The organism is Devosia salina (assembly GCF_019504385.1).
GTDB lineage: Bacteria > Pseudomonadota > Alphaproteobacteria > Rhizobiales > Devosiaceae > Devosia > Devosia salina.
The window spans coordinates 3607343-3632206 of record NZ_CP080590.1 but is presented as its reverse complement, the minus strand read 5'-3'; the positions used below and the strand labels follow the sequence as shown (position 1 = coordinate 3632206).

The window sequence follows — 24864 nt, the reverse complement described above, 5'->3', positions numbered from 1 at the left end:
CACCGCCCGTAAGGGTCATTGTTCTGGCAACAGGCTCGACGGCCCATGCGTCATGGCCCGCTGCTCTTGCGCCTTAAAGTGGCCGGAAAGTGGCGATGGAGCAATGGCAAGTCAAGCTTTGGGCGCGAAATGGTTGGGATTTCGTATTTCCCGGTCAGCCTTCGGCCAGCGGATGGTGGCTTTCCACCAGATTGCGCAGCTTTTCGTCCAGCACGTGGGTGTAGATCTGGGTTGTGGAAATATCGGCGTGGCCGAGCAGCATCTGCACCACCCGGAGGTCGGCGCCCCCGGCCAGGAGATGGCTGGCAAAGGCGTGGCGCAGCACATGCGGGGCGACCCGGGCCGATGAAATTCCGGCGCGGGCGGCGAGCGCCTTGAGGTCGCGGGCGAAGACCTGGCGGCTGAGATGGCCGTCCTCGCCCTTGGCGGGGAACAGGAAGAGGCCGGGCTCCAGCGTGGCGACCCAGGCCCGTACCGCATCGCGGGCGCGATCGTTCATGGGGACCACGCGGTCCTTGTTGCCCTTGCCGGTGACGGTGATGAATGCTGAATCGCGCATGACGGCGGCACGGCGCAGGCTCACCAGCTCGGAGACGCGCAAGCCCGTGGCATAGAGCATTTCGAGGAGAACGTAGAGACGCTGGGCGCTGGCCTGTTGTTGCGCGCTCGCGGGGGTGCTGGCCTCGGCCTCGGCAAGGGCGAGCAGCCGGTCCACTTCGGCCACCGAGAGCACCTTGGGCAAGGCCCGGCGCGCCTTGGGGCTGGCGACAATGCGCGTGGGATCGTCGCCCCGCAGGCCATCGGCGCAGAGGAATTTGTGGAACTGGCGCACGGCCGACAGGCGGCGCGCGCTGGATGCGGCGGACAGTCCCTCGGTGTTGAGATCGTCGAGCCAGGCGGTGACCGTGCCGCGGGTGCTGGTCAGAAGGGTCTGGCCCTGCGCGGCGACGAAGCCTGCATAATGGGCAAGATCACGGCGATAGGCCTCGATGGTGTTGGCGGCGGCGCCGCGCTCGGCGCTCATCATTTCGAGGAAGCTGGCGATCAGGTGCCCGCCGCTCATTGCGTGTCGTTGTCCCCGGAGGTGACATTGGGCTGGGGCAGGTTGCCGCCGGGCCGGGCCGTGTCGGTGTCGCCGAGCAGGTCGCGGCTCGGTATGCGCTGGCTGACCTCCTTGGGCGTCGGCTCGACGAAGGCCACCAGCGCGAACATGCCGGCAAAGACCAGTCCACCGAGAAAGATGAGGATGATGAGAAAGCGGATCAGCGAGGGCATGTCGGGTTCCAGGGAGCCGTGTTGGCCTGAGCCTAGGGAAAAATGGTTGCGGTTCTGTTGTGCCTTGCAGTGTTGCCGAAACTGGCCTGCGGGATCAACCGCGCCGCCGCGTGCTTGACAGGCCGGGCCGGGACCGGTTGATAGCGGCATGATCGGAGGGCGCGTCAGGTGAGCAAAACGGATGGCGGGTCGCGGCAGGGCCGCGCCCGGGCGCTGGCCGGTCGGCTGAACGGACGTCCGCTGGTACTGGTGGGCATGATGGGCGCCGGCAAGACCACGGTCGGCCGCCGCCTTGCCGCGCGGCTGGGACGCCAGTTCATCGATAGCGACGAGGAAATCGAGCGCGCCGCGCAGATGAGCATTCCCGAGATTTTCGAGCAGCGCGGCGAGGGCGAGTTTCGCGCCGGCGAGATGCGTGTGATATCGCGCCTGCTCAAGGAGAAGGACATTGTGCTCGCCACCGGCGGCGGCGCTTTCGTCAATCCCGAGACGCGGGCGCTGGTCAAGGCCGGTGCCCTCTCGGTCTGGCTCAAGGCCGATCTGGACGTGCTGTTCGAGCGGGTCTCGCGCCGCTCCAACCGGCCGCTGCTCAAGACCGCCGACCCCAGGGGGACTCTGGAAAAGCTGATTGCGGACCGCTACCCGATCTACGCCGAGGCCGATATCACGGTGATGAGCCGTGACGTGCCTCAGGACAATGTTGCCGCCGACGTGATCACGGCTTTGCTCGACCATCTCAAGAACTGACAGGCAGGACCATGGCCGGAATCGACCACAAAGTTCATGTCGCGCTGGGAGACCGCGCCTATGACATTCTCATCGGTCCAAAGCTGATCGATGAAGCCGGTGCCATTCTGCGCGAGACATTCCCGGGGCGGCGCTATGGCATCGTCACCGACGAGACCGTGGCCGCAGCGCAATTGCCGCGCCTCGTCGCCGGGCTCGACGCGGCAGGCCTGTCCTATGATGTCATAACATTGCCGGCCGGCGAGAGCACCAAGAGCTATGCCATGCTCGAAAAGGTGGTTGAGGGCCTGCTGGCGGCCAAGCTGGAGCGCGGCGACCTGGTCATTGCGCTGGGCGGCGGGGTGATCGGCGATCTGGCGGGCTTTGCGGCCTCGGTGACGCGGCGCGGCATGGATTTCGTGCAGATTCCCACCTCGCTCCTGGCGCAGGTGGACTCGTCGGTGGGTGGCAAGACCGGTATCAATTCGCCCCATGGCAAGAACCTGGTCGGCGCTTTTCACCAGCCCAGGCTGGTGCTGGCCGACCTCTCCGCCCTCGATACACTGGCGCCGCGCCAGTTCGCGGCCGGCTATGCCGAAGTGGTCAAATATGGCCTCATCGATGATCCGGAATTTTTCGAGTGGCTCGAAGCCAATCGCGCCGAGATCTTTGCGGGCGGCCCGGCCCGTGGCGAGGCGATTGCCCGCTGCTGCGCGCACAAGGCGCGGGTGGTGATCGAGGACGAGAAGGAAACCGGGGTAAGGGCCCTGCTCAATCTCGGGCACACTTTCGGCCATGCGCTCGAAAAGGACACGGGCTATTCCGACCGTCTGCTGCATGGCGAGGGCGTTGCCATCGGCATGGTGCTGGCGCATGGCTTTTCCAACCGTCTGGGCCTGGCGCCGGGGCAGGATGTGGGCCGGGTGGCGGCACATTTGAAGCTGGCGGGCCTGCCGACGCGGCTTAGCGACATTCCGGGCGAACTCGGTTCGACCGATGTGCTGATGGCTGCCATTGCCCAGGACAAGAAAGTGTCGCGCGGCGCGCTGACCTTCATCCTCACCCGCGGCATCGGCCAGGCCTTTATCGAAAGACAGGTCGACCCGGACGCGGTTCGGGCATTCCTTGATCAGGCGCGCGCATCATGAGCATTTCCCTGTGGCTGACTTCGGCCGGCATCCTGCTGCTGCTGGCGATGAGCTTTTTCTTTTCCGGCTCGGAAACGGCACTGACGGCGGCCTCCCGAGCCCGCATGCATCAATTGGCGCGCTCGGGCGACAAGCGGGCGGTGCTGGTCGAGACCCTCACCGGCGAAAAGGAGCGGCTGATCGGGGCCATTCTCCTTGGCAACAATATCGTCAACATCCTGGCCTCGACCCTGGCGGCAAGCGTGCTCATCGCGCTGTTCGGCCAATCGGGCATTGCCTATGCCACCATCGCCATGACGGCGGCGGTGGTGATCTTTTCCGAGGTGCTGCCCAAGACGCTGGCACTGATGCGCCCCGATGGTTTCGCGCTGGGCGTGGCACCGGTCATCCGCATCGTGGTGTTCGTCTTTGCACCGGTGACGCTGGCCGTGCAGGCCATCGTCAACACCATCCTCAGGGTCTTCGGGATCGATGCCAGCCATGTCAGCGCCATTTCCGGCCATGACGAAATCCGCGGCACGCTGGACCTGCTGCATTCGGAAGGCGAAGTGGTCAAGGGCGACCGCGACATGCTGGGCGGCCTGTTGGACCTGCGCGACCTGGTGGTCAGCGACGTCATGGTGCACCGCACGCAGATGCTGGCCCTAGACGCCACCATGAGCGCGGACGAACTGGTCAAGGCGGTGCTGGACAGCGCCTATACCCGCATCCCGCTCTACCAAGGTGAGACGGACGACGTCATCGGCATCATCCACGCCAAGGACGTGCTGCGGGCGCTGATGGCGGTCAATGGCGACGCATCGCGCGTCGACATTCGGCAGATCATGACAAAGCCCTGGTTCATTCCGCAGTCGACGCCGGTTCAGGTGCAGCTGACCGCGTTTCTCAAGCGCCATTCGCACATGGCGCTGGTGCTCGATGAATATGGGGTGCTCGAAGGGCTGGTGACGCTCGAGGACATCATCGAGGAAATCGTCGGGGACATTTCCGACGAGCATGACGAGCCCGATGACGAAGCCGTGTTCGGCATCGACAAGCAGGATGACGGCAGCTTCATCGTCGATGCCAGCATCGCCATCCGCGACATCAACCGCCTGCTCGACTGGGACTTGCCGGACGAACACGCCAATACCGTTGCGGGCATCGTCATCAATGCCGCCAAGCTCATTCCCGAGCCGGGGCACCAGGTCGAGGCGCATGGCTTCAGCTTCCTGGTGCTGGAGCGGGACCGGCAGCGCGTGTCGAAAGTGAAGATCACCCCGGCGATGCAGGGTGGCGAAACCGCCGCCAGTTGACTATATGGAGCCGGGCGGCAGCACCTCGATGGCGAGGGCATGAACGCTTGCCTTCAATTCATCGTCCAGCGCCTGCATTACCGCGCGGTGTTGCGCAACGCGGCTCATCCCGTCAAAATTGCGGGTCGCGATTCTGACACGAAAATGAGTTTCACCACCTTCGCGCCAACCGGCATGGCCGTGGTGCAATTGGGACTCATCGATCACCTCCAGGTGGAGGGGTGCGAATTGCTGGGTGAGCTTGGCGTGGATCGTGTCCGTCATGGACATGGGTTTTCGCCTCCAAATCGGTAGAGATCTAACTAGGCACAATGAAACTGCAATCCAAGCTCTTCGATAATATTCGCATCCGTTCGCGCCGCGAGGAAAAGGCCGAGCCGGTAACGGTGACCTGCGACTGGGAAGGCTGCGAGGAGCCGGGCGAGTTCAAGGCCCCCAAGGGGGTGCGCTCGGAAGGCCAGTACCACAATTTCTGCCTCGAGCATGTGCGCCACTACAACAAGGCCTTCAACTACTTTGCCGGCATGAGCCCGGAAGAGCTGGACGAAGCCCTGCACACCCCGCCCAAGGCCGAGTCACGGTCGAGCTTTGCCACCGGCAATCCCGGCACGGCACGGGCTGCCGGGCGCAATGCGGCAAAGCCGGGTGACAAATATGGTGATCCGTTCGGGGTGTTTGCGCGCTACCGCTATCAGCAGTCCAAACGGCCGGCGACCGAGCGCGTCAAGCCGCTCAACGAGCCGGATCGACGGGCGCTGGAGACCCTTGGCTTCACCAAGCATGCCAAGTCCGACGAGATCAAGGCCGCCTACAAGGCGCTGGTCAAGAAGCACCATCCGGACGTCAATGGTGGAGATGCCTCGTCCGAGGAGCGCCTGCGCACGGTGATCGCGGCCTATACGCATCTGAAGAAACAGGGGTTCGTGGTGCGGTAGCGTTCTGCGCGTTGCATCACCCCACCCTCATTCCCTCCCCATCGAGGGGAGGGAGGCGCAGGGCCGAGGTGTTGGTGTTCATCGTCTCCCTCCCCCTTGTGGGGAGGGATCAAGGGTGGGGGTGTTCGGCACCCCTGCTTCACCGATCCAAGGCTACCCGCCCCGTCACAATGCTGCTATAGAGCCACCGCCTTCGATGAATTTTCTTCCGCATTTCCAAGAGCCCGACCATGACTGAATTCGCCAATCTGCCTGACACCGAATACAAGGCGCGCGACCTTTTCGGCATCGATACCGACATGGTGGTCAAGGGCTACAAGGAGCGCACGGACCACGTGCCGCCGATCGACCCGGACTACCTGTTCGACCGCAACACCACGCTCGCGATCCTGGCCGGCTTTGCCTATAACCGCCGCGTCATGGTGCAGGGCTATCACGGCACCGGCAAGTCGACCCATATCGAGCAGGTCGCGGCGCGCCTCAACTGGCCGCTGGTCCGCGTCAATCTCGATAGTCACGTGTCGCGTATCGACCTCGTCGGCAAGGATGCGATCGTCCTCAAGGACGGCAAGCAGATCACCGAATTCCGCGACGGCATCCTGCCCTGGGCGGTGCAGAACAATGTCGCGCTGGTGTTCGACGAATATGATGCCGGCCGCCCGGACGTGATGTTCGTGATCCAGCGCGTGCTCGAACAGTCGGGCCGGCTGACGCTGCTCGACCAGAACCGCGTCATCGTGCCCCATCCGGCTTTCCGCCTGTTCTCGACCACCAATACCATTGGCCTGGGTGACACCTCGGGGCTCTATCATGGCACCCAGCAGATCAACCAGGGCCAGATGGACCGCTGGAGCATCGTGACGACGCTCAATTACCTGCCGCATGACAAGGAAGTCGGCATCGTGCTCGCCAAGAACAAGAGCTATGGCGAGACCGAGAAGGGCAAGAAGCAGATCGCCAATATGGTGCGCCTGGCGGACCTGACGCGCTCGGCCTTCATCAATGGCGATATTTCCACCGTCATGAGCCCGCGCGGCGTCATCACCTGGGCGGAAAATGCCGTCATCTTCGGCGGCGATATCGGCTTTGCCTTCCGCCTGACCTTCCTCAACAAGTGCGACGAGCTCGAACGCCCGGTAGTGGCCGAGTTCTACCAGCGCGTGTTCGGCGAAGACCTGCCGGAAAGCTCCGCCAACCTGGCGGTGATGGCCTAACTCGCAAGGCCCCCTCACCCGCCGCTGCGCGGCGACCTCTCCCCCAAAGGGAGAGGTGAAGTGGGCACCGAGCGCGCCACAACGTTACCTCTCCCCCTGGGGGAGAGGTCGGCCCAACGGGCCGGGTGAGGGGGCCTTATCCTTCTCCGGCCAGAAGCGAATTGACGACCATGGCACAACCACCGCGCAGCAAGCCCAACAAGCCCGACCAGACCCAGGCCTTCAAATCGGCCATGGGTGCGACGGTGCGCGCCATCGGGGGCAAGGCCGACCTGGAGGTGAGCTTCACCGCGGACCGGCCCCTGCTCACCTCGGACAAGGCCCGGTTGGCCAATCTGCCGCGCCTGCCGACCAAGCGCGACATCGCCATTGCCCGCGGCCAGGGCGATGCCATGGCCATGCGGCTCGCCAGCCACGATCCGGAAACGCATCGCAAGCGCTCGCCCATGGACCCGCAGGCGCGCGCCGCCTTTGATGCGCTGGAACAGGCGCGCGTCGAATCGCTGGGCTGCATCCGCATGCCGGGCATGACCGGCAATATCCATGAAATGCTGGAAGACCGGCTGTTCCGCGCCAATTTCGCCGAAGTGGACGACAAGGGCGACGCCCCGCTGGCCGAAGCGCTGGGACTGATCCTGCGGGAGAAGCTGGCCGGGGTCGACGTGCCGCCTTCTGGCCATGCGCTGGTCGATCTGTGGCGCGGCGAAATCGAAGCCAAGGCAGGCACCTCGCTCGAAGGCCTGCTCGAGGCCTATGAGAGCCAGGAGGATTTCTCCAAGGCGGCCCGCAAGGTGCTGCGCGATCTCAATCTCATTGCCGAAAGCGACATGGAGGATCCCTCCGAGAGCGACGAGGATGCCGCCGAGGACAACCAGCCTGAACAGGCCCAGGGGTCGGACGAGGCACCCGAGCAGGGCGACGGCGAAAACGAGCAGGCCGATTCGGACGAGGACCAGCAGGCCGGCGAAAGCGAAGACACCGGCGATGTCGAAGGCATGGAGGCCGACATGGCCGATGCCGACGAGGATGCCGAGGCCGAGGCGGGCGAGGATGCGCCGATGCCCCCGCCCGCCAAGGATGGCGGCGAGCGCTTATCCAACCAGTTCAACTACAAGGTGTTCACGCAGAAATATGACGAGATCGTCAAGGCGGCCGAGCTGTGCCCGCCCGACGAGCTCGACCAGTTGCGTGCCCTGCTCGACAAGCAGCTCGAAAACCTCGCGGGTGCCGTGGCACGGCTGGCCAACAAGCTGCAGCGGCGCCTGATGGCCAAGCAGAACCGCAGCTGGCAGTTCGATCTCGAAGAGGGCCTGCTCGATACGGCCCGTCTCACCCGCGTGGTCACCGATCCGCTGCAGGCGCTCAGCTTCAAGGTCGAGAACGACACCGACTTCCGCGACACGGTCGTGACCCTTCTGATCGACAATTCCGGCTCGATGCGCGGCCGCCCGATCACCATTGCGGCGATCTGCGGAGACATTCTCGCGCGCACGCTGGAGCGTTGCGGCGTCAAGGTCGAAATCCTGGGCTTCACCACCCGCGCCTGGAAGGGCGGCAAGAGCCGCGAGGCCTGGCTCGAAGCCAATCGCCCGGCCAATCCCGGTCGCGTCAATGACATTCGCCATATCATTTACAAGGCCGCCGACGAGCCCTGGCGCCATGCGCGGCGCAATCTGGGCCTCATGATGCGCGAGGGCCTGCTCAAGGAAAATATCGATGGCGAGGCGCTCGAATGGGCGCGCAAGCGGTTGATGGCCCGCCCCGAGCAGCGCCGCATCATGATGGTGATTTCCGATGGCGCGCCGGTCGACGACTCGACGCAGTCGGTCAATGCCGGCAATTACCTCGAGGCCCATCTGCGGCAGGTGATCGAAGATATCGAGACCCGCTCGCCCATCCAGCTCGTGGCCGTGGGCATCGGTCACGACGTGACCCGCTATTATCGCCGCGCGGTGACGCTGCTGGATGCCGAGGAACTGGCGGGGGCGCTGACAGACGAACTGGCGGCGCTGTTCGACGAGGAAATGCCGGCCCAGAGCCGAAGGCGGGCCCGGGGATGATGGTGCGGTCTGCCCTTGCCGCCGCCCTGCTGCTCCTGGCTTCTCCAGCCGGGGCGGTGGAGGCGACGGTGAGCGCCGCGCCGGTGACCCGGTTCAAGGGGGCCGAACTCGACCAGCCGGTCGAAGGGCTGATCTTTCGTGGCGGATTGACGCTGCAGAGTCCCGACGACACCTTTGGCGGCCTGTCGAGCCTTGCCCAGACGGGGCCGGACCAGCGCGTCACTTTCATTTCCGACCGCGGCAATTTCATCGCCGGGCAACTGGCCTATGACCAGTCGGACCGGCTCTTTGGTTTCATCGGCGTCACCATAGAGCCGATGCGCAATTCCGGCGGCGAGGTGCTGCCGCGCCAATATGCCAAGGATGCGGAGGGCGCCGACACGATCTGGCGCAATGGCGAACCCGCGGCCATCCGAGTGAGCTTCGAACACCTGACGCGCGTCGCCGATTTCGCCATCAGCGACGGCAAGCCCGCAGGGGCGGCGCGCGAGATCGGCATACCGCAATGGCTGAGCGATCTGCGGACCAATGGTTCACTGGAAGCCGCCTGCGTGGCGCCGCCGGCCTCGCCCATCGCGGGATCGACCCTGCTGCTCACCGAGGAGGCGCTGGATGAAAACGGCAATCACCGCGGCGAATTGCTCGGGGCCCGGGACAAGGGGCCGATCGGCTATGTCAACAGCCCCATCGTCAACCCGACCGACTGCAAGTTCCTGCCCAATGGTGACCTGCTGGTGCTCGAGCGGGGCGTGTCGCTCTTCGCCTTCGTGATGAACCTGCGGCGCGTGCCGGCGGCAGAAGTGCGGCCCGGCAATCTGATGCAAGGGCAATTGCTGCTCTCGGCCCAGGGCGGCGAGATCGACAACATGGAAAGCCTGCTGGTGCACCGGACGCCGGGTGGCGAGACCCGCATCCTCATCGGTTCGGACAATAACTTCAATGACTGGCAGCGCACCCTGCTGCTCGAGTTCGCGCTGCCCGAATAATTCTTGACCGGCGTCAACCCGCCCCCGCCCGCTTCGTGCAGCAATGACACATTCGGGAGGTGGTGCCATGCCGCATTTCGTTCACATCGATATTGCCGCGGACGATCCGCAGCGCGCGGCCCAGTTCTATGCGGAGGTATTTGACTGGCCGATCATCAAGCTCGATGGACCCATACCCTATTGGCTGCTCGGCACCGGACAGGATGGTACGGGGATCGGTGGCGGCATTGCCCAGCGCGACAGGCCCTGGCAATCCATGACACCGACCATCGAGGTGCCCTCGGCCGATGACTACGCCAGGAAGATCACCGAGCGCGGTGGCAGCATCATCGTGCCAAAAACCGCCATGCCTGGCGTGGGCGACCTCATCACCTGCAAGGATCCGGAGGGCAATGTCTTCTCCATCCTGGAGCCGGCCGCAGACAATGCCTTCATGCCGCCGCGGGGCTCCTGAAGGCAAAACACCGGCCCACGAATGGACCGGTGCCAGCAATCATCGCGATTGGCGTTTCAGGCCAGGGCGCCGAGCGGCGGCAGGGGCTTGAGCTTGCCCATCAGCGCGCGATAGGGCGCCAGCAGCAGCAGGGCGGCCAGGAACTTGACCAGGAAGTCGCCACAGGCCAGCGAGAACCAGAGCGGCACTTCGGGGCCGACGCCCAGCCAGGGGGCGGGGAAGCCCAGCGAACCGTCCTCGAGGCCGAACAGGGCATCGATGCCCGCCAGGGCCGGGGCGAAGGCGATCGTAAAGAAGATCGTGGTGTCGAGCACCGAGCCGAACAGTGAGCCGGCCAGTGGCGGCAGGAACCAGGCCTTGGCCGCACGCAGGCGCGAGAAGATGGTGATGTCGAGCAATTGCCCGATCACGAAAGCGGCGGCCGAGGCCACGGCGATGCGCTGGGTGGTGGCCGAGCCGCCCTCGGGGTTCCAGGGCAACGGGTGGTAGCTGAGATAGAACGAGCATCCAAGGCCGACCAGGAAGCCGACCAGCACCACGAGCCGCGCCTTTTGCGGGCCGTCATAGCGGTTGGTCAGGTCGGTGACCAGGAAAGCGAAGGGGAAGGTGAAGGCGCCCCAGGTCAACAGATCGGCCAGGTTGACCGGACCGAGCTGGAACTGGAAGGGGTAGAGCACCAGGATATTGGACGCGGCGACGACCACGACCATGGCGGCCACGGCCGCGAGGAAACGAGACAGCATCTGACTGCACTTTCTGTGTGACCGCTGACCGGCAACAGACCGGGGCGGGGTTTGATATCGGGCTGAGATAGCATCTCACCCCTTCTGCGTCACCCTCGGATGGCCTCGAGGGCGCCACGGCGCATTTGTTGCACCGCCAAAACAAAACCGCGTGGCAGTTGCCCACCACGCGGTCGAAAATCTATCGGAAGATCGATCAGGCGGCGAGGGCCGCGCGGATTTCCTTCTTGAGGCCCAGGGCCAGCGGGGACAGGTCGGCGTCATCCTGCTTGAGGAGGAACGCGTCCAGGCCACCGCGATGCTCGACGGTGCGCAGGGCCGAAGTGGTGATGCGCAGCTTGACCGGACGGCTCAGCGCGTCCGAGATCAGGGTGACGTTCACCAGATTGGGGAGGAAACGGCGGCGGGTGCGGTTGAGGGCGTGCGAAACATTGTTGCCCATCATAACGCCCTTGCCGGTCAGTTCGCAGCGACGTGCCATTGGTCTAGATCCTGTTTGTGTAAAGGTCCTCACGTGGCGGGAAGTCCGCAACGGGCCTCATTTGTCATGAAATCTCGCGGCTCTTTAGAGAAAAGCCCCTCTCGCGTCAAGCCAAAGGCCGATTCAAACGCGTGCGAGCGCCTTGCTTCGGCCCCGAGGGGGCGTCACTTTGGGGATATTCCGTGATTCGTCCCGCGCAGCCGGCTTCGCGCGCGAGACCCTGCAGCCGAGAAGACGACCGTGATCCGCACTGCCCTAGTCCTGCTTGCCGCGCTTGCCCCGCTTACCCTGGAGACGGCGCAGGCGGCGCCCGTGGATGCGCGGGCCAGCTATGTCGTCACCGTGGGCGGCATCAATGTGGCCCTGGTCGATATCGACCTGACCGACGATGGCGCGCGCTACGGGCTCGACCTGTCGGCGCGGGTCGCCGGGCTCGGCAGCGTGGTGGCCAGTGGCACGGCGACGGCCGCGGCCTCGGGGTCCTCGGCTGGCTCGAGCCTGCAGTCGCAAAGCTTCAAGCTGGAGACGCGCGCCAATGGCGAAGTCTTCTCGGCCAATGTCGGCTACCAGAACCGCAATGTCAGCGCCTTCCAGGTCGAGCCGCCGGTTCTCGACAGCTATGATCGGGTGCCGCTGGAGCGCGCGCAACTGACCGGGGTGGGTGATTTTCTCTCCGCCTTCGTGCTCAAGGGCGGCGCGCTGGATCGCCACCTGTGCGACCGTACGCTCAAGATCTTCACCGGCGTCGAGCGCTTCAATATCCGTCTCGACTTTCTCGACAATGACGAGGCCACTTCGCCACGCACCGGCTATCAGGGACCGCTGGTGGCCTGCTCGCTCAAGTACCAGCCGATCTCGGGGCATTTCGAGAGTTCGGAGATGACGAGCTATCTCGCCGAGACCAGCCGCATGATCCTGTGGTACGCGCCCCTGGGAGAGACCGGCTATTTCATTCCCTATCGCGTCAATATCGGCACCTCGATGGGCGATCTCTCCATGGTGCTGACCCGCGCCGACAGCTGAGGCGCTGTCCCGGTTTCGGACGGTCAAAGCGTTTTTTGACAATTTTGCGGGGCCATGGCCCCCGGAACGCGCCGCCTGCCGGTTAACGGACGGGCGGCATTTGCACTTTGTTCCGGTAAGACGGCGGCAGGAAAGCGGCTCGGAGCGCCCAAATTAACCCCATCTTCACAGCGGTGAACGGGAATTTGCCTGTATCTGCAACATCTTGGATGCGCTGGTGGGGTGAGGCCGCCCGGGCCACCACATCTGGTAGAGAACAAAGCCGCATTCGTGATTCTCGCCCGATTCAGTCCCTGTTCGTTCCGGGTTTGGTTCGAAGGTTAAGCAGGGACACGAAGTCGGGCGGATAGTGTGCCGGAATGGGGCAGCTAGAGCGTTTCGAGGCTTTCTATGCGCGCCGCGTTATCGAGCCTGAAGGCCTGGCGCAGGACGGCCGGGCTGCCCGGGAACGTGCCCGATACCTCAAAGGTCACCACGGTGCGCCTGTCGTGCGTCTCGGCACCGAGGATGCGATAGCGGGGGCGGTAACGTTGCTCGACCGATCGGAGCCAGTGGCCGATTTCAGTCGGCCCCCGATAGGTGTGGCCTTCATCCGTCACGGTGGCGGCCGGCGCAAATATCGTGGCTGCGTCGACATTGCCTCTGCGCTCGAAATAACGAGCGAGCGGCTGGGGGAGGGTGAAGGGAGAAAGGTCCGTCATCGCGACTGTCCTCGGGATTGAAACTGGCCCGATGGTGCACCCGCGCGATGACAGGCTCTGTCAGTGGCCGCTGTCCCATCCCGGCACGTCAACGCAGTTTTTCCTCAAGACACGCAGGAAAACATCAGGACTCCTCGGTGTGACGCGGTGAAGACAGAAAAAATATCAGAAAAACATGGGTTTACGTCTTATTCAGGTTTGGCCCATTCCGCCGGAAATTAACCCCATGGCAACCAGTCTGAACGGTTCCGGGCCGCAAAGCGCCGCCGGGATGGTCTGTTTCGGCGCCCAGTGTCCGGCCTTGTATAGAATCGGCAGTCCCGCCCCCCACATCTAGCCGTGAACAAACCGGGATTCAGTGAGTCGCGCCGATTCGGTTCTGTTTCGTTCCTCCTTCGTTCCGGCCGTTAAGTCCTGTGGCCCTGGCAGGGCGGAACTGTCCTTTGACGGGACAAGCGCGCAATGCCTCTCGCAAGCGGCGCAGTGACACCCTAAATAGGGGGCGATGAGCTTTTTTCCCTCCCAGTCGGTCAAGGCGATCCTTGGGCCGACCAATACCGGCAAGACCTATTATGCCATCGAGCGCATGCTGGCCCATCCCACCGGGATGATCGGCCTGCCGCTGCGTCTTCTGGCGCGCGAGGTCTATACAAGGGTGGTCGAGCGGGTGGGCGAGCAGGCCGTGGCGCTGGTCACCGGCGAAGAGCGCATCGTGTCGGCCAAGCCGCGCTACTGGGTGGCAACGGTCGAAGCCATGCCCATGGATATCCATGTCGATTGCGTGGCGGTGGACGAAATCCAGACCGCGATCGATTTCGACCGCGGTCATGTGTTTACCGACCGCATCCTGAAGGCGCGCGGGCTGCAGGAAACCTTGCTCCTGGGCTCGGCTACCATGGCCGGGGTGGTGCGCAAGCTGGTGCCGCAGGCCGAGATCATCGACCGGCCGCGCTTTTCCCAGCTCACCTATGCGGGGTCGAAGAAACTGTCGCGGCAGCCGGCCCGCTCGGCCATCGTCGCCTTCTCGGCCCGCCAGGTCTATGCCATTGCCGAATTGATCCGGCGCGAGCGCGGCGGGGCGGCGGTGGTGATGGGGGCCCTCAGCCCGCGCACCCGCAATGCCCAGGTCGAGCTCTACCAGAATGGCGATGTGGACTTTCTCGTGGCCACCGATGCCATCGGCATGGGGCTTAATCTGGACATCCACCATGTCGCCTTTGCCGACGACACCAAGTTCGATGGCCACCAGAGCCGGCCGCTGACGCCGTCCGAACTGGGCCAGATCGCCGGGCGCGCCGGGCGGCACCGCCACAATGGCACTTTTGGGGTCACGGGCGGCACGGAAGGGTTCGACGAAGAACTGGTGGTTGCCCTCGAAACCCATGACTTCGAGCCGGTCAAGGTCGTGCAGTGGCGCAATTCCAACCTCAATTTCGGCTCCATCGAGGGGCTGCGCCATTCCCTGGAGCTGGCGCCGCAGGATCGCACGCTGACCCGCGTGCCGATTGCGACCGACCAGCAGGCGCTGGAATTTCTGGCGCGAAATGAGGCCGGCGCGCTGGCGCGCGGTCACGATGCGGTCAAACTGCTCTGGGAATGTTGCCAGATTCCCGACTATCAGGGGATTTCACCGGCGGCTCATGGCGAGATCGTCACCCGTATTTATTCCGATTTGAGGCGAATTGGAGCGGTCAAGGCAGACTGGATTGCCGAGCAGGTCCGGTTTTGCGACAATGCAGAAGGTGACATCGATACACTCAGTAATCGGATCAAGCAGATCCGGACCTGGACCTTTGTCGCCAACCGCAAAAACTGGCTTGAAGACCCCACCTATTGGCGCGAAAAGACGCGAGACATTGAGGACCGCCTGAGTGACGCTCTGCACGAGCGGCTCACCCAGCGCTTCGTGGACCGGCGCACCAGTGTGTTGCTCCGCCATCTGAAAGACAAACGTATGGTATCTCCCGAAATTACCGAGCGCGGCGAAGTGCGGCTGGAAGGCCATCTCATCGGCACGCTCGAAGGCTTCCGCTTCACCCTGGCCCGCAATGATGGCGAAATGGACGCCAAGGGATTGCGCGGCGCAGCCGACTCGGTGGTGGCCCCGGAGATACACCATCGTGCCGAGAGATTGGCCGGTTCGCCAAATGAAGAATTCGTGTTGGCAACCGACGGGCGCCTGCGCTGGCGCGGCGAGATCGTGGCCGAGCTGGCCGAAGGCGACAGCCTCTATCGCCCGCGAATCATCATGCTGGCCGACGAGACGCTGACCGGCCCGGATCTGGAAAAGGTCCAGGACCGCCTCTCGCTCTGGCTGCGCCATCACATCAATACCGTGCTCGAACAGGTCATGGCGCTCGAGGCGCCGGCCGATCTCGAGGGCACGGCGCGCGGCCTGGCCTACCAGCTGTTCGAGCATATCGGGCTTCTGCCACGCAACGCCGTGGCCGACGAGGTCAAGGGGCTCGACCAGGATGTGCGCGGCAAGCTGAGAAAGCTCGGCATCAAGTTTGGCGCCTATCACATCTACCTGCCGCTTTCGTTGAAGCCGGCTCCGCGCGAACTGGCGCTGATCCTTTATGCGCTCAAGCATGGCGGCGTGCGCCAGCCGGGCGTCACCGACATTCCCCATATCGTGCTTTCGGGCCGCACCTCCTTTGTCGTGGACCCTGAGGTCGATACGCGGCTTTACGAAATTGCCGGCTTCAAGGTCGCGGGCAGCCGGGCCGTGCGCGTCGATATTCTCGAGCGCCTGGCCGACATCATCCGCCCGCTGATCGCGCTCGATGCCTCTCGTCCCTATGCCGGTGACCTTCCGGCCGGCGCCGCCGAGGGCAATGGCTTCCGCGTCACCGTGGAGATGACCAGCCTCCTCGGTTGCTCGGGCGATGATTTCGCCTCCATCCTCTCCTCGCTGGGCTATCGCGTGCGCCGCACGCCCAAGGCCCCGGCGCCGGTGGTGCCGGCCGAGGCTTCCGAGGAAAGCGAGGCCCTCGAACAGTCTCTGGAGGCGGCGCCTGCCAGTGTCGAGCCGGTCGATGAAGCCGCTGCCGCGAGTGAAACGGTCGGCGAAAGTGCTGTCTCTGAAGGCGTGGTGCCCGATGCGGCGCCAGCCGAGGCCGCGGCGACGGAACCGGCCGAGCCGGAATTCGACGAGGTCTGGTTCCCCGGCGGGCGACGCCACAATGACAATAATCACCGCGGGCGGCAACCACGCCGCGGCGAGGGCGATGCCGAGGGCCAGCAGGGCCGCCGCAACGACCGGCCGCGCCACAATGGCAAGGGTCCCCGGCGCGGCGATGGCGAAGAACGCACCCATGGCGGCAAGCCCGGGCATGGCAAGGGGCGCCCGGACAAGGCGGATCGCGGCGAACGTCATGACCGTCGGCCGCCGCGCGAGGAGCGCAAGCCGGTGTTCGATCCGGACAGCCCCTTTGCGGCCCTCGCCGCCCTGCGCGGCAAGTCGGAATAGAATTGGCCGGGGCGGTCGAGACACCGATCCGCAAGGAGCGGCTCGACCGGTTCCTGTTCTTTTCGCGCGCCGTCAAGTCGCGCACGCTGGCGCAGAAAATCATCGAAAGCGGCGCGGTTCGCGTCAATTCCGAGAAGACGGAGCGTACCGATTTCAAGGTCGGCGCAGGCGATGTGCTGACCATGTCGCTGCACAACCGCATCGTGGTCTGGCGCATCCTTGATTGCGGCACGCGGCGCGGGCCGGCCAGCGAAGCGCAGGGGCTCTACGAGGACATGTCACCGCCGCCGGTGCCGCGCGCGGAGCTGTCGCCCTATGATGCCGCGATCGCGCAAAGACCGTCCGGAGCGGGGCGTCCAACCAAGAAAGAGCGGCGGGATACCGACCGATTGCGTGGTGAAGACGAGGATTAGGCAAGTCTTCCGGTCGGGCGGCAGACTGCGCCAAACCGTCCCTCGTGACGGCCTTGCGAGGAAGCGGAAAACGGTTTAGCACCGGACCCGTTGAGACAGGCGGGTTGACCTGCACCCAAGGGTCCGTCCGCACTTAGATGGGATCGCCTCCTAGATGACCTATATCGTCACCGACAATTGCATCGCCTGCAAATATACCGACTGCGTGGAAGTGTGTCCGGTGGACTGCTTCTATGAAGGCGAGAACATGCTGGTGATCCATCCGGACGAGTGCATCGATTGTGGCGTGTGCGAGCCCGAATGCCCCGCCGAAGCCATCAAGCCCGATACCGAAAGCGGGCTGGACGAATGGCTTGAGCTCAACCGCAAATTCTCCGCCTCCTGGCCGAACCTGACCGAGCGGCGCGACCCCTTGCCCGAGGCAAAAGAGCGTGATGGCGAGGACGGCAAGCTGGCCAAATACTTCACTGAGGCGCCCGGCGAGGGCGACTAGGCCCGGCGCCCTGGCGGGCCCGAGACGTTTTTGCAAGCCGCGACAAGGCTTTGTCACGTTCTGGACATATCAGGCTGCCCGGTGGGCGGCCGATTGGTGCTGCCTGATTCGTAACTTTTGATTCTGCTGAAAAATTGTGCTATGGTGTCACCATATGCAGTTGAGCCCATCACCCAGCCCGTGCCGCAAGGCACGATTTTTTTGACACCAGACAGAGTGGATGCATGCCGTTCCGGAAAAGCGGACCCGGGGCGACATGGGGTTTGACTGTGCTTAAGCGCCCGGGTCGGGCGCCAAACGAGTAGGAATGGCCGGTCCTTGCCGCAAGGAACCAGCCATTTGGGGCGTCAACAAGGAGTTCCAGCATATGGTAGCCAAGAAGCAGCAGCAGCGGCTCGGGTTCAAGACGGGTGAGCATGTCGTTTACCCGGCCCATGGCGTCGGCATGATCGTCGCCATCGAAGAGCAGGAAGTCGCTGGCCTGACCTTGGAGCTGTTCGTGATCAGCTTCGAGCAGGACAAGCTGACCCTTCGCGTGCCTGTCGCCAAGGTCAAGTCCGTCGGCATGCGCAAGCTGGCCGAAGACGATGAAGTCAAGAAGGCGCTCGATACCGTCACCGGCCGTGCCCGCGTCAAGCGCACCATGTGGTCGCGCCGCGCCCAGGAATATGAAGCCAAGATCAATTCGGGCGATCTGATCGCGATTTCCGAGGTGGTCCGCGACCTCTACCGCTCCGAGGAACAGCCCGAGCAGTCCTATTCGGAACGCCAGCTGTTCGAGCAGGCCATGGACCGCATGAGCCGCGAGATCGGCGCGGTGCGCAAGCTGACCCTCACCGAAGCGGTGCAGCTGATCGAAAAGCAGCTTGCCAAGAGCCCGAAGCGCACCAAGGCCGATGCGGCCGAAGCCGAAAGCGACGAAGAGGCGGCATAAGCCGTTCCTTCCGATTGATGATGAAAAGGCCGGTGGCGACACCGGCCTTTTTCACGTCCGGACTGTCTTGCAGGCTTCACGCTTCGGGTTCACAAGATGCCGCCGCCGGAGCCCCTCATGTCCAATTATGTGTTTCTCGCCATCGCCATCATCGCCGAGGTGATTGCCACCAGCGCCCTCAAGGCATCGCAGAGCTTCACGCAAGTACTGCCGTCGATTCTGGTGATCGTGGGCTATGGCGTGGCCTTCTATTGCCTGTCGCTGACGCTCAGGACCATTCCGGTCGGCATCGCCTATGCCATCTGGTCGGGCGCCGGCATCGTGCTTGTCTCGCTGATCGGCTTTGCTCTTTATGGCCAGAGGCTCGATGCCTGGGCCATTGTCGGCATTGGGCTGATCATTGCCGGGGTGATGGTCATCAACCTTCTGTCGAAGTCGGCGGTGCACTGAGCCGATAGGCTCCAGAGGCGAAAGCCGCAATCGCCGCTGCGACCGCCTCGGCGCGATCCAGTCCGCCTGCGTCGAGCGCATGGCGCTCATAATCGCCCAAATCGGCGAATTCGGCGTGCAGGGAACGGACCACAATGGGGTCGGTGAGGCTGTCGCCACCGCGCTCCTCGCAGCGCGACACCGCCTCATCGGCTGAGGTACGCAGCACCACATAGTGGAGCGGCAGGCCGAGTGTCCGGAAGGCCGGCAGGGCCCAGGGCCGGATGACGCCATCGAGCACCACGAAATAGCCGTTGCGGGCATAGGTGCCGGCCACGCCCGCGGCAATCTCCATGACCATCTGGTTCTGGCTGTGCGACTGGGGCAGCCAGGGGTCGATCTTGCCGGTCTTGATATAGCCCCAGAAATCGTCGGAATGCAGATGCACCTTGGGCAGGCCCGGCAGATGCGCCAGCGCCTCGGCGGTGGTGGTCTTGCCAGAGCCGGGATGGCCCGACAGGATCAGGATATGGCCGGCGAATGGATCGAGGCGCGCGCCAGTCATTCGGTCACGCGCAAGGGTTCGTAGGACACCATGACGTGCTCGGCAAAGGCCGGCCGCCGGACGAGGGCGGCATAGTAGCGTTCGATCGCCGGCCATGCGGGACGGGCGATGTCGATGTCGAAATAGCGATAGAGCACATGGCCGAACTGGATATCGGCCAGGGTGAAGTCATCGCCCGCCAGATATTCACGGTCGGCCAATTGCCCTTCGGCAATTTTCAGCAGGCACGCCAGTCTGGCCAGCGCCTCGGCGATGGCCCGCGGGTCTTGTTGCGATGGCGCGGTGCGCACGACCTGCCAGAAGACCGGGCCGGTAAAGCCCAGGGCGACATTGAGCTTGGCCCATTCGGCCCATTTGTCCACTCGCGCCCGACGGGCGGGATCGGTCGGCCAGAAGCTGTCCGGGCCATAGCGGGCGGCCAGATAGCGCAGGATGGCGCCGGTCTCCCAGATCGGTTCATCATCGCCATCCTGGAGTACCGGAACCAGCCCGTTGGGGTTCATGGCGAGAAATTCGGGCGTGTCATTGCCGCCATGGACATGGCCAATGTCGTGACGCAGGTGGGCAAGGCCCAGCTCGCCGACACACCACATCAGCGCCTGCACATTGGACGAGGTCCTCCGGCCCCAAATGGTCAGCGTCATGGTGTCGATCCGCCCAGCACATCCTTCATGCTGACCGTGGCACTGCCAGGGCGCAGCGGCTTTTGCTGGCTTTCATGCGGCACCCAGCCGGCCAGCCAGATGATCTCCAGCGTGGCCCGCACGCGGCCATCGGGGTCACTGTCGCGGCTGGCATAGGCCTCGGCTGCGGCGGCGAGCAGGCTGCGCGTGGCGAAGCGGCGCGGCCGGTCGGCGAGTGGGTTGGAGGCCCCCAGCGCCTTCAGTTCCGCCATCAGTGCGAAGGGCGTACCATAGCGGACGCGATGGGTTTCCACGTCGGCGACGGGGAGGGCGAAGCCTGCCCGTTGCAGCAGGGCGCCGGCATCGCGCACCTGCGCCATGGGGGCAATGCGCGCCGAAGCGCCGCCAGAAACGGCAAGGTCGGCCGCCAGGAAAGCCTCGCGCAATTCGGTCAGGGTTTCCCCGCCGAGGAACGCGGCCAGCAGCAGCCCGTCCGGCTTCAACGCCCGACGCAGGCGCGCCAGATGGCCCGGCACGTCATTGACCACCTGCAGGTGCAGGAGCGAAACGATCAGGTCCTGTTCGCCTTCGGGTAGAGCCGGATACTCCTCGCCCGCAAAGGCCTCTATGCGCACCGCGCTCACCGGGCCATTGGCGGTCACCAGGGTCTGCGGCAGTGTGCCGGCGTCCGGACCGATCAGCACGGCGCGGGCAAAGTCGCGCTTATAGGTGCTAAGGCGATCGGCGAGGTCCTCGAGCACCAGATCGCGCACGAAATTGTCGGGGCCGCTGCGGCGGGCGCGGTTGCGGGCGATCTGCTCGGCGTCGAACAGGCGGGGCGGTGTGGTCATCAAAGAGGCTTTCGCCGGCGCCGGGGCTTTCGCCCGGCGGAGATCATGGGCAATATTGCTCTTATGGAGAGCGGGGAAGGGGAAGTCAAAGACATCGGCCTTATCACCCTGCTGGGGCGCGGGTTGACCGGACTTGGCCGGACCGTGCTCGACCAGCTCTACCCGCCGGGCTGTGCCGCCTGCGCGGCGCCCCTTACCGGAAGCGACGTATTGTGCCCCGCCTGTTTTGGCGATCTGCGCCAGATCAGCGCGCCGTTCTGCCCGGTGCTGGGCATTCCCTTCGAGACCGATCTGGGCAGTGAGACGCGGTCCGCCGAGGCGCTGGCCGATCCGCCGCCCTTCGCCCGGGCCCGCGCGGCGGTGCGCTATGGCACGGTTGCGGGTACGCTGGTGTCGCGATTCAAATATGGCGACCGCCCGGAGCTGGCGCGGTTTTGCGCCGGGCTGATGGCCAGGGCAGGGCGCGAATTCTGGGATGCGGGTCCGCTGATCGTGCCGGTGCCCTTGCATGCCAGCCGCCTGCGCCTTCGCCGCTACAACCAGTCCATGCTGCTGGCGCGGGAACTGGGACGGCTGACCGGCCTTGGTGTCGATCCGCATCTGGTGATCCGCCACAAGAGGACCCGCCAGCAGGTCGGGCTTTCCGGCGACGGGCGGCTGCGCAATGTGCAGGGAGCGTTTTCGGTTCACAACCTGTTCATGGAGCGACTCCAGGGCAGGCCCGTCGTGCTGGTCGATGACGTCTATACGACCGGGGCCACGGTCAAGGCGGTGACGCGAGTGCTGAGGCGCGCCGGTGCCGGAGAGGTGAATGTTCTCACCTTTGCGCGCGTTGTCATCGGCGAGGAACTGCCCATATAAAGGGGCAATAGCCCTGATTTTTCGGAGCCGCACTGCCCATGGCCAAGGTCGAGATCTACACCACGCCCACCTGTCCCTATTGCCACGCCGCCAAATCGCTGCTGCGCGACAAGGGGGTGGATTACCAGGAGATCACGGTTCTCGACCCCGACCTGCGCCAGCAGATGACCCAAAGGGCCAATGGCCGCCGCACCGTGCCGCAGATCTTCATCGGCGACACCCATGTGGGCGGCTATGACGACATGGCGGCGCTCGACCGGCGCGGCGGGCTCGATCCACTGCTGGGGCAATAATTAGGCATGAAAATCGCCGCCATCCAGATGTGCTCCGGCCTCGACCCCGAGGCCAATCTTGCTGCGCTCGAACCGCTGCTGGCCGAGGCGGCAGCCGCGGGCGCGCGCTATGCGCTGACCCCCGAAGTCACCCTGATCTTTCCGGAAAACCGTGACCAGCTCAAATCGGTGGCGGCCCCCTTCGAGGGGCACCCGCAGCTGGCGCGCGTCGGCGATCTTGCGCGACAGCATGGCATGCACGTGCATATCGGCTCGCTGCCGATCCCGCTCGAGGACGGGCGCTTTGCCAATCGCTCGGTGCTGTTCGGGCCGGATGGGGCGCAGGCCGCCACCTATGACAAGATCCACCTCTTCGATGCCGACATTGCCGGGCTCAATGCCTATCGCGAAAGCGCCACCTACAAGGCGGGCGAGCGCGCCGTGACGGCTGCGCTCGGGGATTTTACCCTGGGCTTTTCCATCTGCTACGACATGCGCTTTCCGCGCCTCTACAACAGCCTCGCCAATGCCGGGGCAACGCTGATGGCGGTGCCGGCGGCCTTTACCGTGCCAACCGGCCAGGCGCATTGGCATGTGCTGTTGCGGGCCCGGGCCATCGAGACCGGCTCCTATGTGATTGCGGCCGCGCAGGGCGGGCATCATGCCAATGGCCGGGCGACCTATGGTCATTCGCTGATTATCGACCCCTGGGGCAAGGTGATCGCCGAGCTCGATCACGACCGGCCCGGCGTCGTGGTGGCGGAGATCGATCCGCAGGCCGTCACCGAGGCCCGCGGGCGGGTGCCGGCGCTGGCCAATGCGCGTGACTTCGCGGCCCCGGATTTGCAGGGCTGATCCGATCCTCTTATATGAAGTGAGAAAGGGCGCTGCCCCGCGCCGCCAGCAAAGACCAAGAAGAGCCGTGATCCAATATTCGCTTCAATGTTCGCAAGGGCATCGCTTCGAGGCCTGGTTCAGGAACGCCGCCGCCTATGACGAACAGCAGGCGCGCGGCATTGTCTCGTGTGCCCAGTGCGGCGATGCCCGGGTCGAGAAGGCGCCGATGGCGCCCAGCGTTGCCCGCACCGATGCCGAGCGCGTGCCGCTCAGCGCCGCCCATCCCGATGCCGCAAAGATCCGCGCCATGCTGCGCGAATACCGGCACAAGGTGATCAGCGAAGCCGAGAATGTCGGCGACCGCTTTGCCGAGGAGGCGCGCAAAATCCATTTCGAGGAGACCGAGGCGCGCGGCATCTATGGCCAGGCCAGCCGTGACGAAGTGGCCGGCCTGATCGAGGATGGCGTGGAGTTCCTGCCCCTGCCCGATGTGGGCGAGGACAATTGAGCCTGTTTCTCCGCGATGGCTTCGATGCCGCGCTTTCAGCGCTGCCGGGGGTGAGCTTTGTCGACCAGTGGGAAGCCCGTGTCGCCAAGGTGGGCGGCAAGGTGTTCTGCCTGCTTTCGGACAGTGCGCCGCATCGACTGGTCTTCAAATGCGGCGAGGAGAGCTTTGATATCCTGACCGCGCTCGATGGCGTGACGCAGGCCGCCTATTTCGCCAAGCGGCAATGGGTGAGCGTCGCGGCAGGCTCCGAGTTGAGCGATGACGACGTCCTGGCCTATGCCACGCGCTCGCATGCGCTGGTCGCCAAGGGGCTGACCAAGAAGCTGCGCACCGAATTGGGCATTGTCTGACGGGGTTGAACCTTCCGGTCGTCGCGGCGTTGGCCGGTATGCGCCCTCCTCGCAGACAGCCGTCCCAAATTCACGGAGTAAAGACATGACAGAACTCGACGCTTCCCGGTCGGGCACCTTTGCCATTGGCGGTGACCTCACGGTCAACCGGCTCGGCTTTGGCGCCATGCGTATCACCGGCAAGGGGATCTGGGGGCCGCCGGCCGACCGCGACGAGGCCATGCGCGTGCTGCGGCGCCTGCCCGAAATCGGCGTCAACCTCGTCGATACCGCGGAGAGTTACGGTCCCTATGTCAGCGAGGACCTGATCGGGGAGGCGCTGGCGCCCTATGACAAGGGGACCATCATTGCCACCAAGAGCGGCTTGACCCGCACCGGGCCGGATCAATGGCACCAGCTGGGGCGGCCCGAATTCCTGCGCCAGGGCGTCATGACCAGCCTGCGGCGCTTGCGGCTGGAGCGGCTCGACCTCTGGCAATTGCACCGCATAGACACAAAGACGCCTCGCGACGAGCAGTTTGGCGTCATTGCCGAGATGCAGCAGGACGGTCTTATCCGCCATGTCGGCCTGTCGCAGGTGAGCGTGGCGGATATCGAGGAGGCCGGCCGCCACTTCAAGGTGGCGACGGTGCAGAACCGCTATAATTTCGCTCATCGGCAGAGCGAAGCGGTGCTCGATTATTGCGCGCAGAACGGTATCGGCTTCATCCCCTGGTTCCCGCTGGCCGGCGGTGACCTGGTCGAAGGACATGCGGAGGCCCGGGCGGTCATGGACAGGCATGGCGCCAGTGGCAGCCAGATCGCCCTGGCCTGGTTGCTCAAGCGCTCGCCGGTCATGCTGCCCATTCCGGGCACGGGCAAGCTGAAGCATCTCGAGGACAATGTCGCGGCGGCAAATATTGCGCTCAGCGACGAGGATTTCGCCACGCTGGACGCCATTGGCCGGTAATGTGGGGAGGTTCGGGTCGGCCCGATAGGGAGGGTGGAATCCCCGCTATCGAGCCTGACCAGGCCAGCAGGCCTTGGCAGGCCGCTGGTTGGCTGCGGGCGATGTAGCACCGGGCGCGGCGGTTGTCACGCGAATGTCGCAAGGGCGGTTTGCCTCATGCTGTCGCGGTTCCGTCCTCGGGCTTGACCCGAGGACCACGCGTCGCTTGCGAGTTGTTGATCGTGGCCCTCGGGTCAGGCCCGAGGGCGGAACTGTGGTGTGAGGGG

At 64.6% G+C, this 24864-nt stretch carries 29 protein-coding genes; 20 read left to right on the top strand and 9 right to left on the bottom strand.

What is annotated here, in order from left to right; genetic code table 11:
• Window positions 1-154: 154 nt before the first annotated feature.
• Window positions 155-1063, bottom strand: coding sequence for a site-specific tyrosine recombinase XerD (locus tag K1X15_RS17810; RefSeq protein WP_220304918.1), 909 nt, complete (start codon window positions 1061-1063; stop codon window positions 155-157).
• Window positions 1060-1275, bottom strand: coding sequence for a hypothetical protein (locus K1X15_RS21660; RefSeq protein ID WP_420828346.1), 216 nt, complete (start codon window positions 1273-1275; stop codon window positions 1060-1062). The genes K1X15_RS17810 and K1X15_RS21660 overlap by 4 nt, the downstream gene beginning before the upstream one ends.
• A 168-nt stretch (window positions 1276-1443) precedes the next feature.
• Between K1X15_RS21660 and K1X15_RS17800 the strand changes: the two genes are divergently transcribed.
• Genes K1X15_RS17800 through K1X15_RS17790 form a run of 3 tightly spaced genes read left to right on the top strand, consistent with a single transcriptional unit; the run spans window position 1444 to window position 4444 of the window.
• The gene (locus K1X15_RS17800) at window positions 1444-2022 is read left to right on the top strand and encodes a shikimate kinase (RefSeq protein ID WP_220304917.1); all 579 of its coding nucleotides are present in this window, start codon (window positions 1444-1446) and stop codon (window positions 2020-2022) included.
• A gap of 11 nt (window positions 2023-2033) precedes the next feature.
• A complete protein-coding gene (gene aroB, locus K1X15_RS17795) occupies window positions 2034-3149 on the top strand; it encodes a 3-dehydroquinate synthase (RefSeq protein WP_220304916.1) in 1116 nt (371 codons plus the stop codon).
• Window positions 3146-4444, top strand: a complete 1299-nt coding sequence (locus K1X15_RS17790; protein WP_220304915.1) for an HlyC/CorC family transporter — start codon at window positions 3146-3148, stop codon at window positions 4442-4444. Before aroB ends, K1X15_RS17790 begins: the two co-directional genes overlap by 4 nt.
• Here the strand turns inward: K1X15_RS17790 and K1X15_RS17785 are convergent, their stop codons facing one another.
• A complete protein-coding gene (locus K1X15_RS17785) occupies window positions 4445-4714 on the bottom strand; it encodes a BolA family protein (RefSeq protein WP_220304914.1) in 270 nt (89 codons plus the stop codon).
• A 41-nt stretch (window positions 4715-4755) separates the two neighbouring features.
• Between K1X15_RS17785 and K1X15_RS17780 the strand changes: the two genes are divergently transcribed.
• The 5 genes from K1X15_RS17780 (at window position 4756) to K1X15_RS17760 (ending at window position 10093) form a co-directional block, all read left to right on the top strand.
• Window positions 4756-5379 (top strand): J domain-containing protein, encoded by a 624-nt coding sequence (locus K1X15_RS17780; RefSeq protein ID WP_220304913.1) that lies wholly within the window; start codon window positions 4756-4758, stop codon window positions 5377-5379.
• A 230-nt stretch (window positions 5380-5609) separates the two neighbouring features.
• Window positions 5610-6593 carry a cobaltochelatase subunit CobS gene (gene cobS / locus K1X15_RS17775; RefSeq protein WP_220304912.1) on the top strand — a complete coding sequence of 328 codons (984 nt, stop codon included), beginning with the start codon at window positions 5610-5612 and terminating at the stop codon, window positions 6591-6593.
• 170 nt (window positions 6594-6763) lie between these two features.
• Window positions 6764-8653: a cobaltochelatase subunit CobT gene (cobT, locus tag K1X15_RS17770; protein WP_220304911.1), complete on the top strand. Its 1890-nt coding sequence runs from the start codon at window positions 6764-6766 to the stop codon at window positions 8651-8653.
• The gene (locus K1X15_RS17765; RefSeq protein ID WP_220304910.1) at window positions 8650-9639 is read left to right on the top strand and encodes an esterase-like activity of phytase family protein; all 990 of its coding nucleotides are present in this window, start codon (window positions 8650-8652) and stop codon (window positions 9637-9639) included. The genes cobT and K1X15_RS17765 overlap by 4 nt, the downstream gene beginning before the upstream one ends.
• A gap of 67 nt (window positions 9640-9706) precedes the next feature.
• Window positions 9707-10093: a VOC family protein gene (locus K1X15_RS17760; RefSeq protein WP_220304909.1), complete on the top strand. Its 387-nt coding sequence runs from the start codon at window positions 9707-9709 to the stop codon at window positions 10091-10093.
• 56 nt (window positions 10094-10149) lie between these two features.
• On the opposite strand, the gene K1X15_RS17755 is transcribed toward K1X15_RS17760, so the two are convergent.
• Together K1X15_RS17755 and rpmB are read right to left on the bottom strand one after the other, a co-directional pair.
• Complete coding sequence (locus tag K1X15_RS17755) at window positions 10150-10836, bottom strand: queuosine precursor transporter (RefSeq protein WP_220304908.1); 687 nt, start codon at window positions 10834-10836, stop codon at window positions 10150-10152.
• Between the two features lie 196 nt (window positions 10837-11032).
• Complete coding sequence (rpmB, locus tag K1X15_RS17750; protein WP_220304907.1) at window positions 11033-11317, bottom strand: 50S ribosomal protein L28; 285 nt, start codon at window positions 11315-11317, stop codon at window positions 11033-11035.
• Between the two features lie 240 nt (window positions 11318-11557).
• Between rpmB and K1X15_RS17745 the strand changes: the two genes are divergently transcribed.
• Entirely contained in the window at window positions 11558-12340 is a 783-nt protein-coding gene (locus tag K1X15_RS17745) for a DUF3108 domain-containing protein (RefSeq protein ID WP_220304906.1), read from the top strand.
• Window positions 12341-12708: 368 nt separating this feature from the next.
• On the opposite strand, the gene K1X15_RS17740 is transcribed toward K1X15_RS17745, so the two are convergent.
• On the bottom strand, window positions 12709-13041 hold the full coding sequence (locus K1X15_RS17740; RefSeq protein WP_220304905.1) for a nuclear transport factor 2 family protein: 333 nt from the start codon (window positions 13039-13041) through the stop codon (window positions 12709-12711).
• 505 nt (window positions 13042-13546) lie between these two features.
• Here K1X15_RS17740 and K1X15_RS17735 point away from each other — a divergent pair.
• The 5 genes from K1X15_RS17735 to K1X15_RS17715 all read left to right on the top strand — a co-directional run bounded on the left by K1X15_RS17735 (window position 13547) and on the right by K1X15_RS17715 (window position 18803).
• Window positions 13547-16513, top strand: coding sequence for a helicase-related protein (locus K1X15_RS17735; protein WP_220304904.1), 2967 nt, complete (start codon window positions 13547-13549; stop codon window positions 16511-16513).
• A 2-nt stretch (window positions 16514-16515) separates the two neighbouring features.
• Complete coding sequence (locus tag K1X15_RS17730; protein ID WP_240549545.1) at window positions 16516-16926, top strand: RNA-binding S4 domain-containing protein; 411 nt, start codon at window positions 16516-16518, stop codon at window positions 16924-16926.
• A 154-nt stretch (window positions 16927-17080) separates the two neighbouring features.
• Window positions 17081-17419: a ferredoxin FdxA gene (gene fdxA / locus K1X15_RS17725; RefSeq protein ID WP_220304903.1), complete on the top strand. Its 339-nt coding sequence runs from the start codon at window positions 17081-17083 to the stop codon at window positions 17417-17419.
• Window positions 17420-17786: 367 nt separating this feature from the next.
• The gene (locus K1X15_RS17720) at window positions 17787-18353 is read left to right on the top strand and encodes a CarD family transcriptional regulator (RefSeq protein ID WP_220304902.1); all 567 of its coding nucleotides are present in this window, start codon (window positions 17787-17789) and stop codon (window positions 18351-18353) included.
• A 117-nt stretch (window positions 18354-18470) separates the two neighbouring features.
• Window positions 18471-18803: a DMT family transporter gene (locus K1X15_RS17715; protein ID WP_220304901.1), complete on the top strand. Its 333-nt coding sequence runs from the start codon at window positions 18471-18473 to the stop codon at window positions 18801-18803.
• Here the strand turns inward: K1X15_RS17715 and K1X15_RS17710 are convergent.
• The 3 genes from K1X15_RS17710 to K1X15_RS17700 are packed head-to-tail and all read right to left on the bottom strand — an operon-like array spanning window position 18772 to window position 20821.
• On the bottom strand, window positions 18772-19347 hold the full coding sequence (locus K1X15_RS17710; RefSeq protein ID WP_220304900.1) for an AAA family ATPase: 576 nt from the start codon (window positions 19345-19347) through the stop codon (window positions 18772-18774). The two genes, K1X15_RS17715 and K1X15_RS17710, sit on opposite strands and share 32 nt — an antisense overlap.
• Window positions 19344-19991 (bottom strand): glutathione S-transferase family protein, encoded by a 648-nt coding sequence (locus K1X15_RS17705; RefSeq protein WP_220304899.1) that lies wholly within the window; start codon window positions 19989-19991, stop codon window positions 19344-19346. Before K1X15_RS17705 ends, K1X15_RS17710 begins: the two co-directional genes overlap by 4 nt.
• Window positions 19988-20821, bottom strand: coding sequence for a methyltransferase domain-containing protein (locus tag K1X15_RS17700; RefSeq protein WP_220304898.1), 834 nt, complete (start codon window positions 20819-20821; stop codon window positions 19988-19990). Before K1X15_RS17700 ends, K1X15_RS17705 begins: the two co-directional genes overlap by 4 nt.
• 45 nt (window positions 20822-20866) lie before the next feature.
• Between K1X15_RS17700 and K1X15_RS17695 the strand changes: the two genes are divergently transcribed.
• The 6 genes from K1X15_RS17695 (at window position 20867) to K1X15_RS17670 (ending at window position 24598) form a co-directional block, all read left to right on the top strand.
• On the top strand, window positions 20867-21682 hold the full coding sequence (locus tag K1X15_RS17695) for a ComF family protein (protein ID WP_240549544.1): 816 nt from the start codon (window positions 20867-20869) through the stop codon (window positions 21680-21682).
• 38 nt (window positions 21683-21720) lie between these two features.
• Complete coding sequence (grxC, locus tag K1X15_RS17690) at window positions 21721-21975, top strand: glutaredoxin 3 (protein ID WP_220304897.1); 255 nt, start codon at window positions 21721-21723, stop codon at window positions 21973-21975.
• 6 nt (window positions 21976-21981) lie between these two features.
• Entirely contained in the window at window positions 21982-22809 is an 828-nt protein-coding gene (locus K1X15_RS17685; protein WP_220304896.1) for a carbon-nitrogen hydrolase family protein, read from the top strand.
• Between the two features lie 67 nt (window positions 22810-22876).
• Window positions 22877-23299 carry a DUF1178 family protein gene (locus tag K1X15_RS17680; protein WP_220304895.1) on the top strand — a complete coding sequence of 141 codons (423 nt, stop codon included), beginning with the start codon at window positions 22877-22879 and terminating at the stop codon, window positions 23297-23299.
• Window positions 23296-23649: an MmcQ/YjbR family DNA-binding protein gene (locus K1X15_RS17675; RefSeq protein WP_220304894.1), complete on the top strand. Its 354-nt coding sequence runs from the start codon at window positions 23296-23298 to the stop codon at window positions 23647-23649. Before K1X15_RS17680 ends, K1X15_RS17675 begins: the two co-directional genes overlap by 4 nt.
• Window positions 23650-23734: 85 nt before the next feature.
• On the top strand, window positions 23735-24598 hold the full coding sequence (locus tag K1X15_RS17670) for an aldo/keto reductase (RefSeq protein ID WP_220304893.1): 864 nt from the start codon (window positions 23735-23737) through the stop codon (window positions 24596-24598).
• The last annotated feature ends 266 nt before the right edge of the window (window positions 24599-24864 follow it).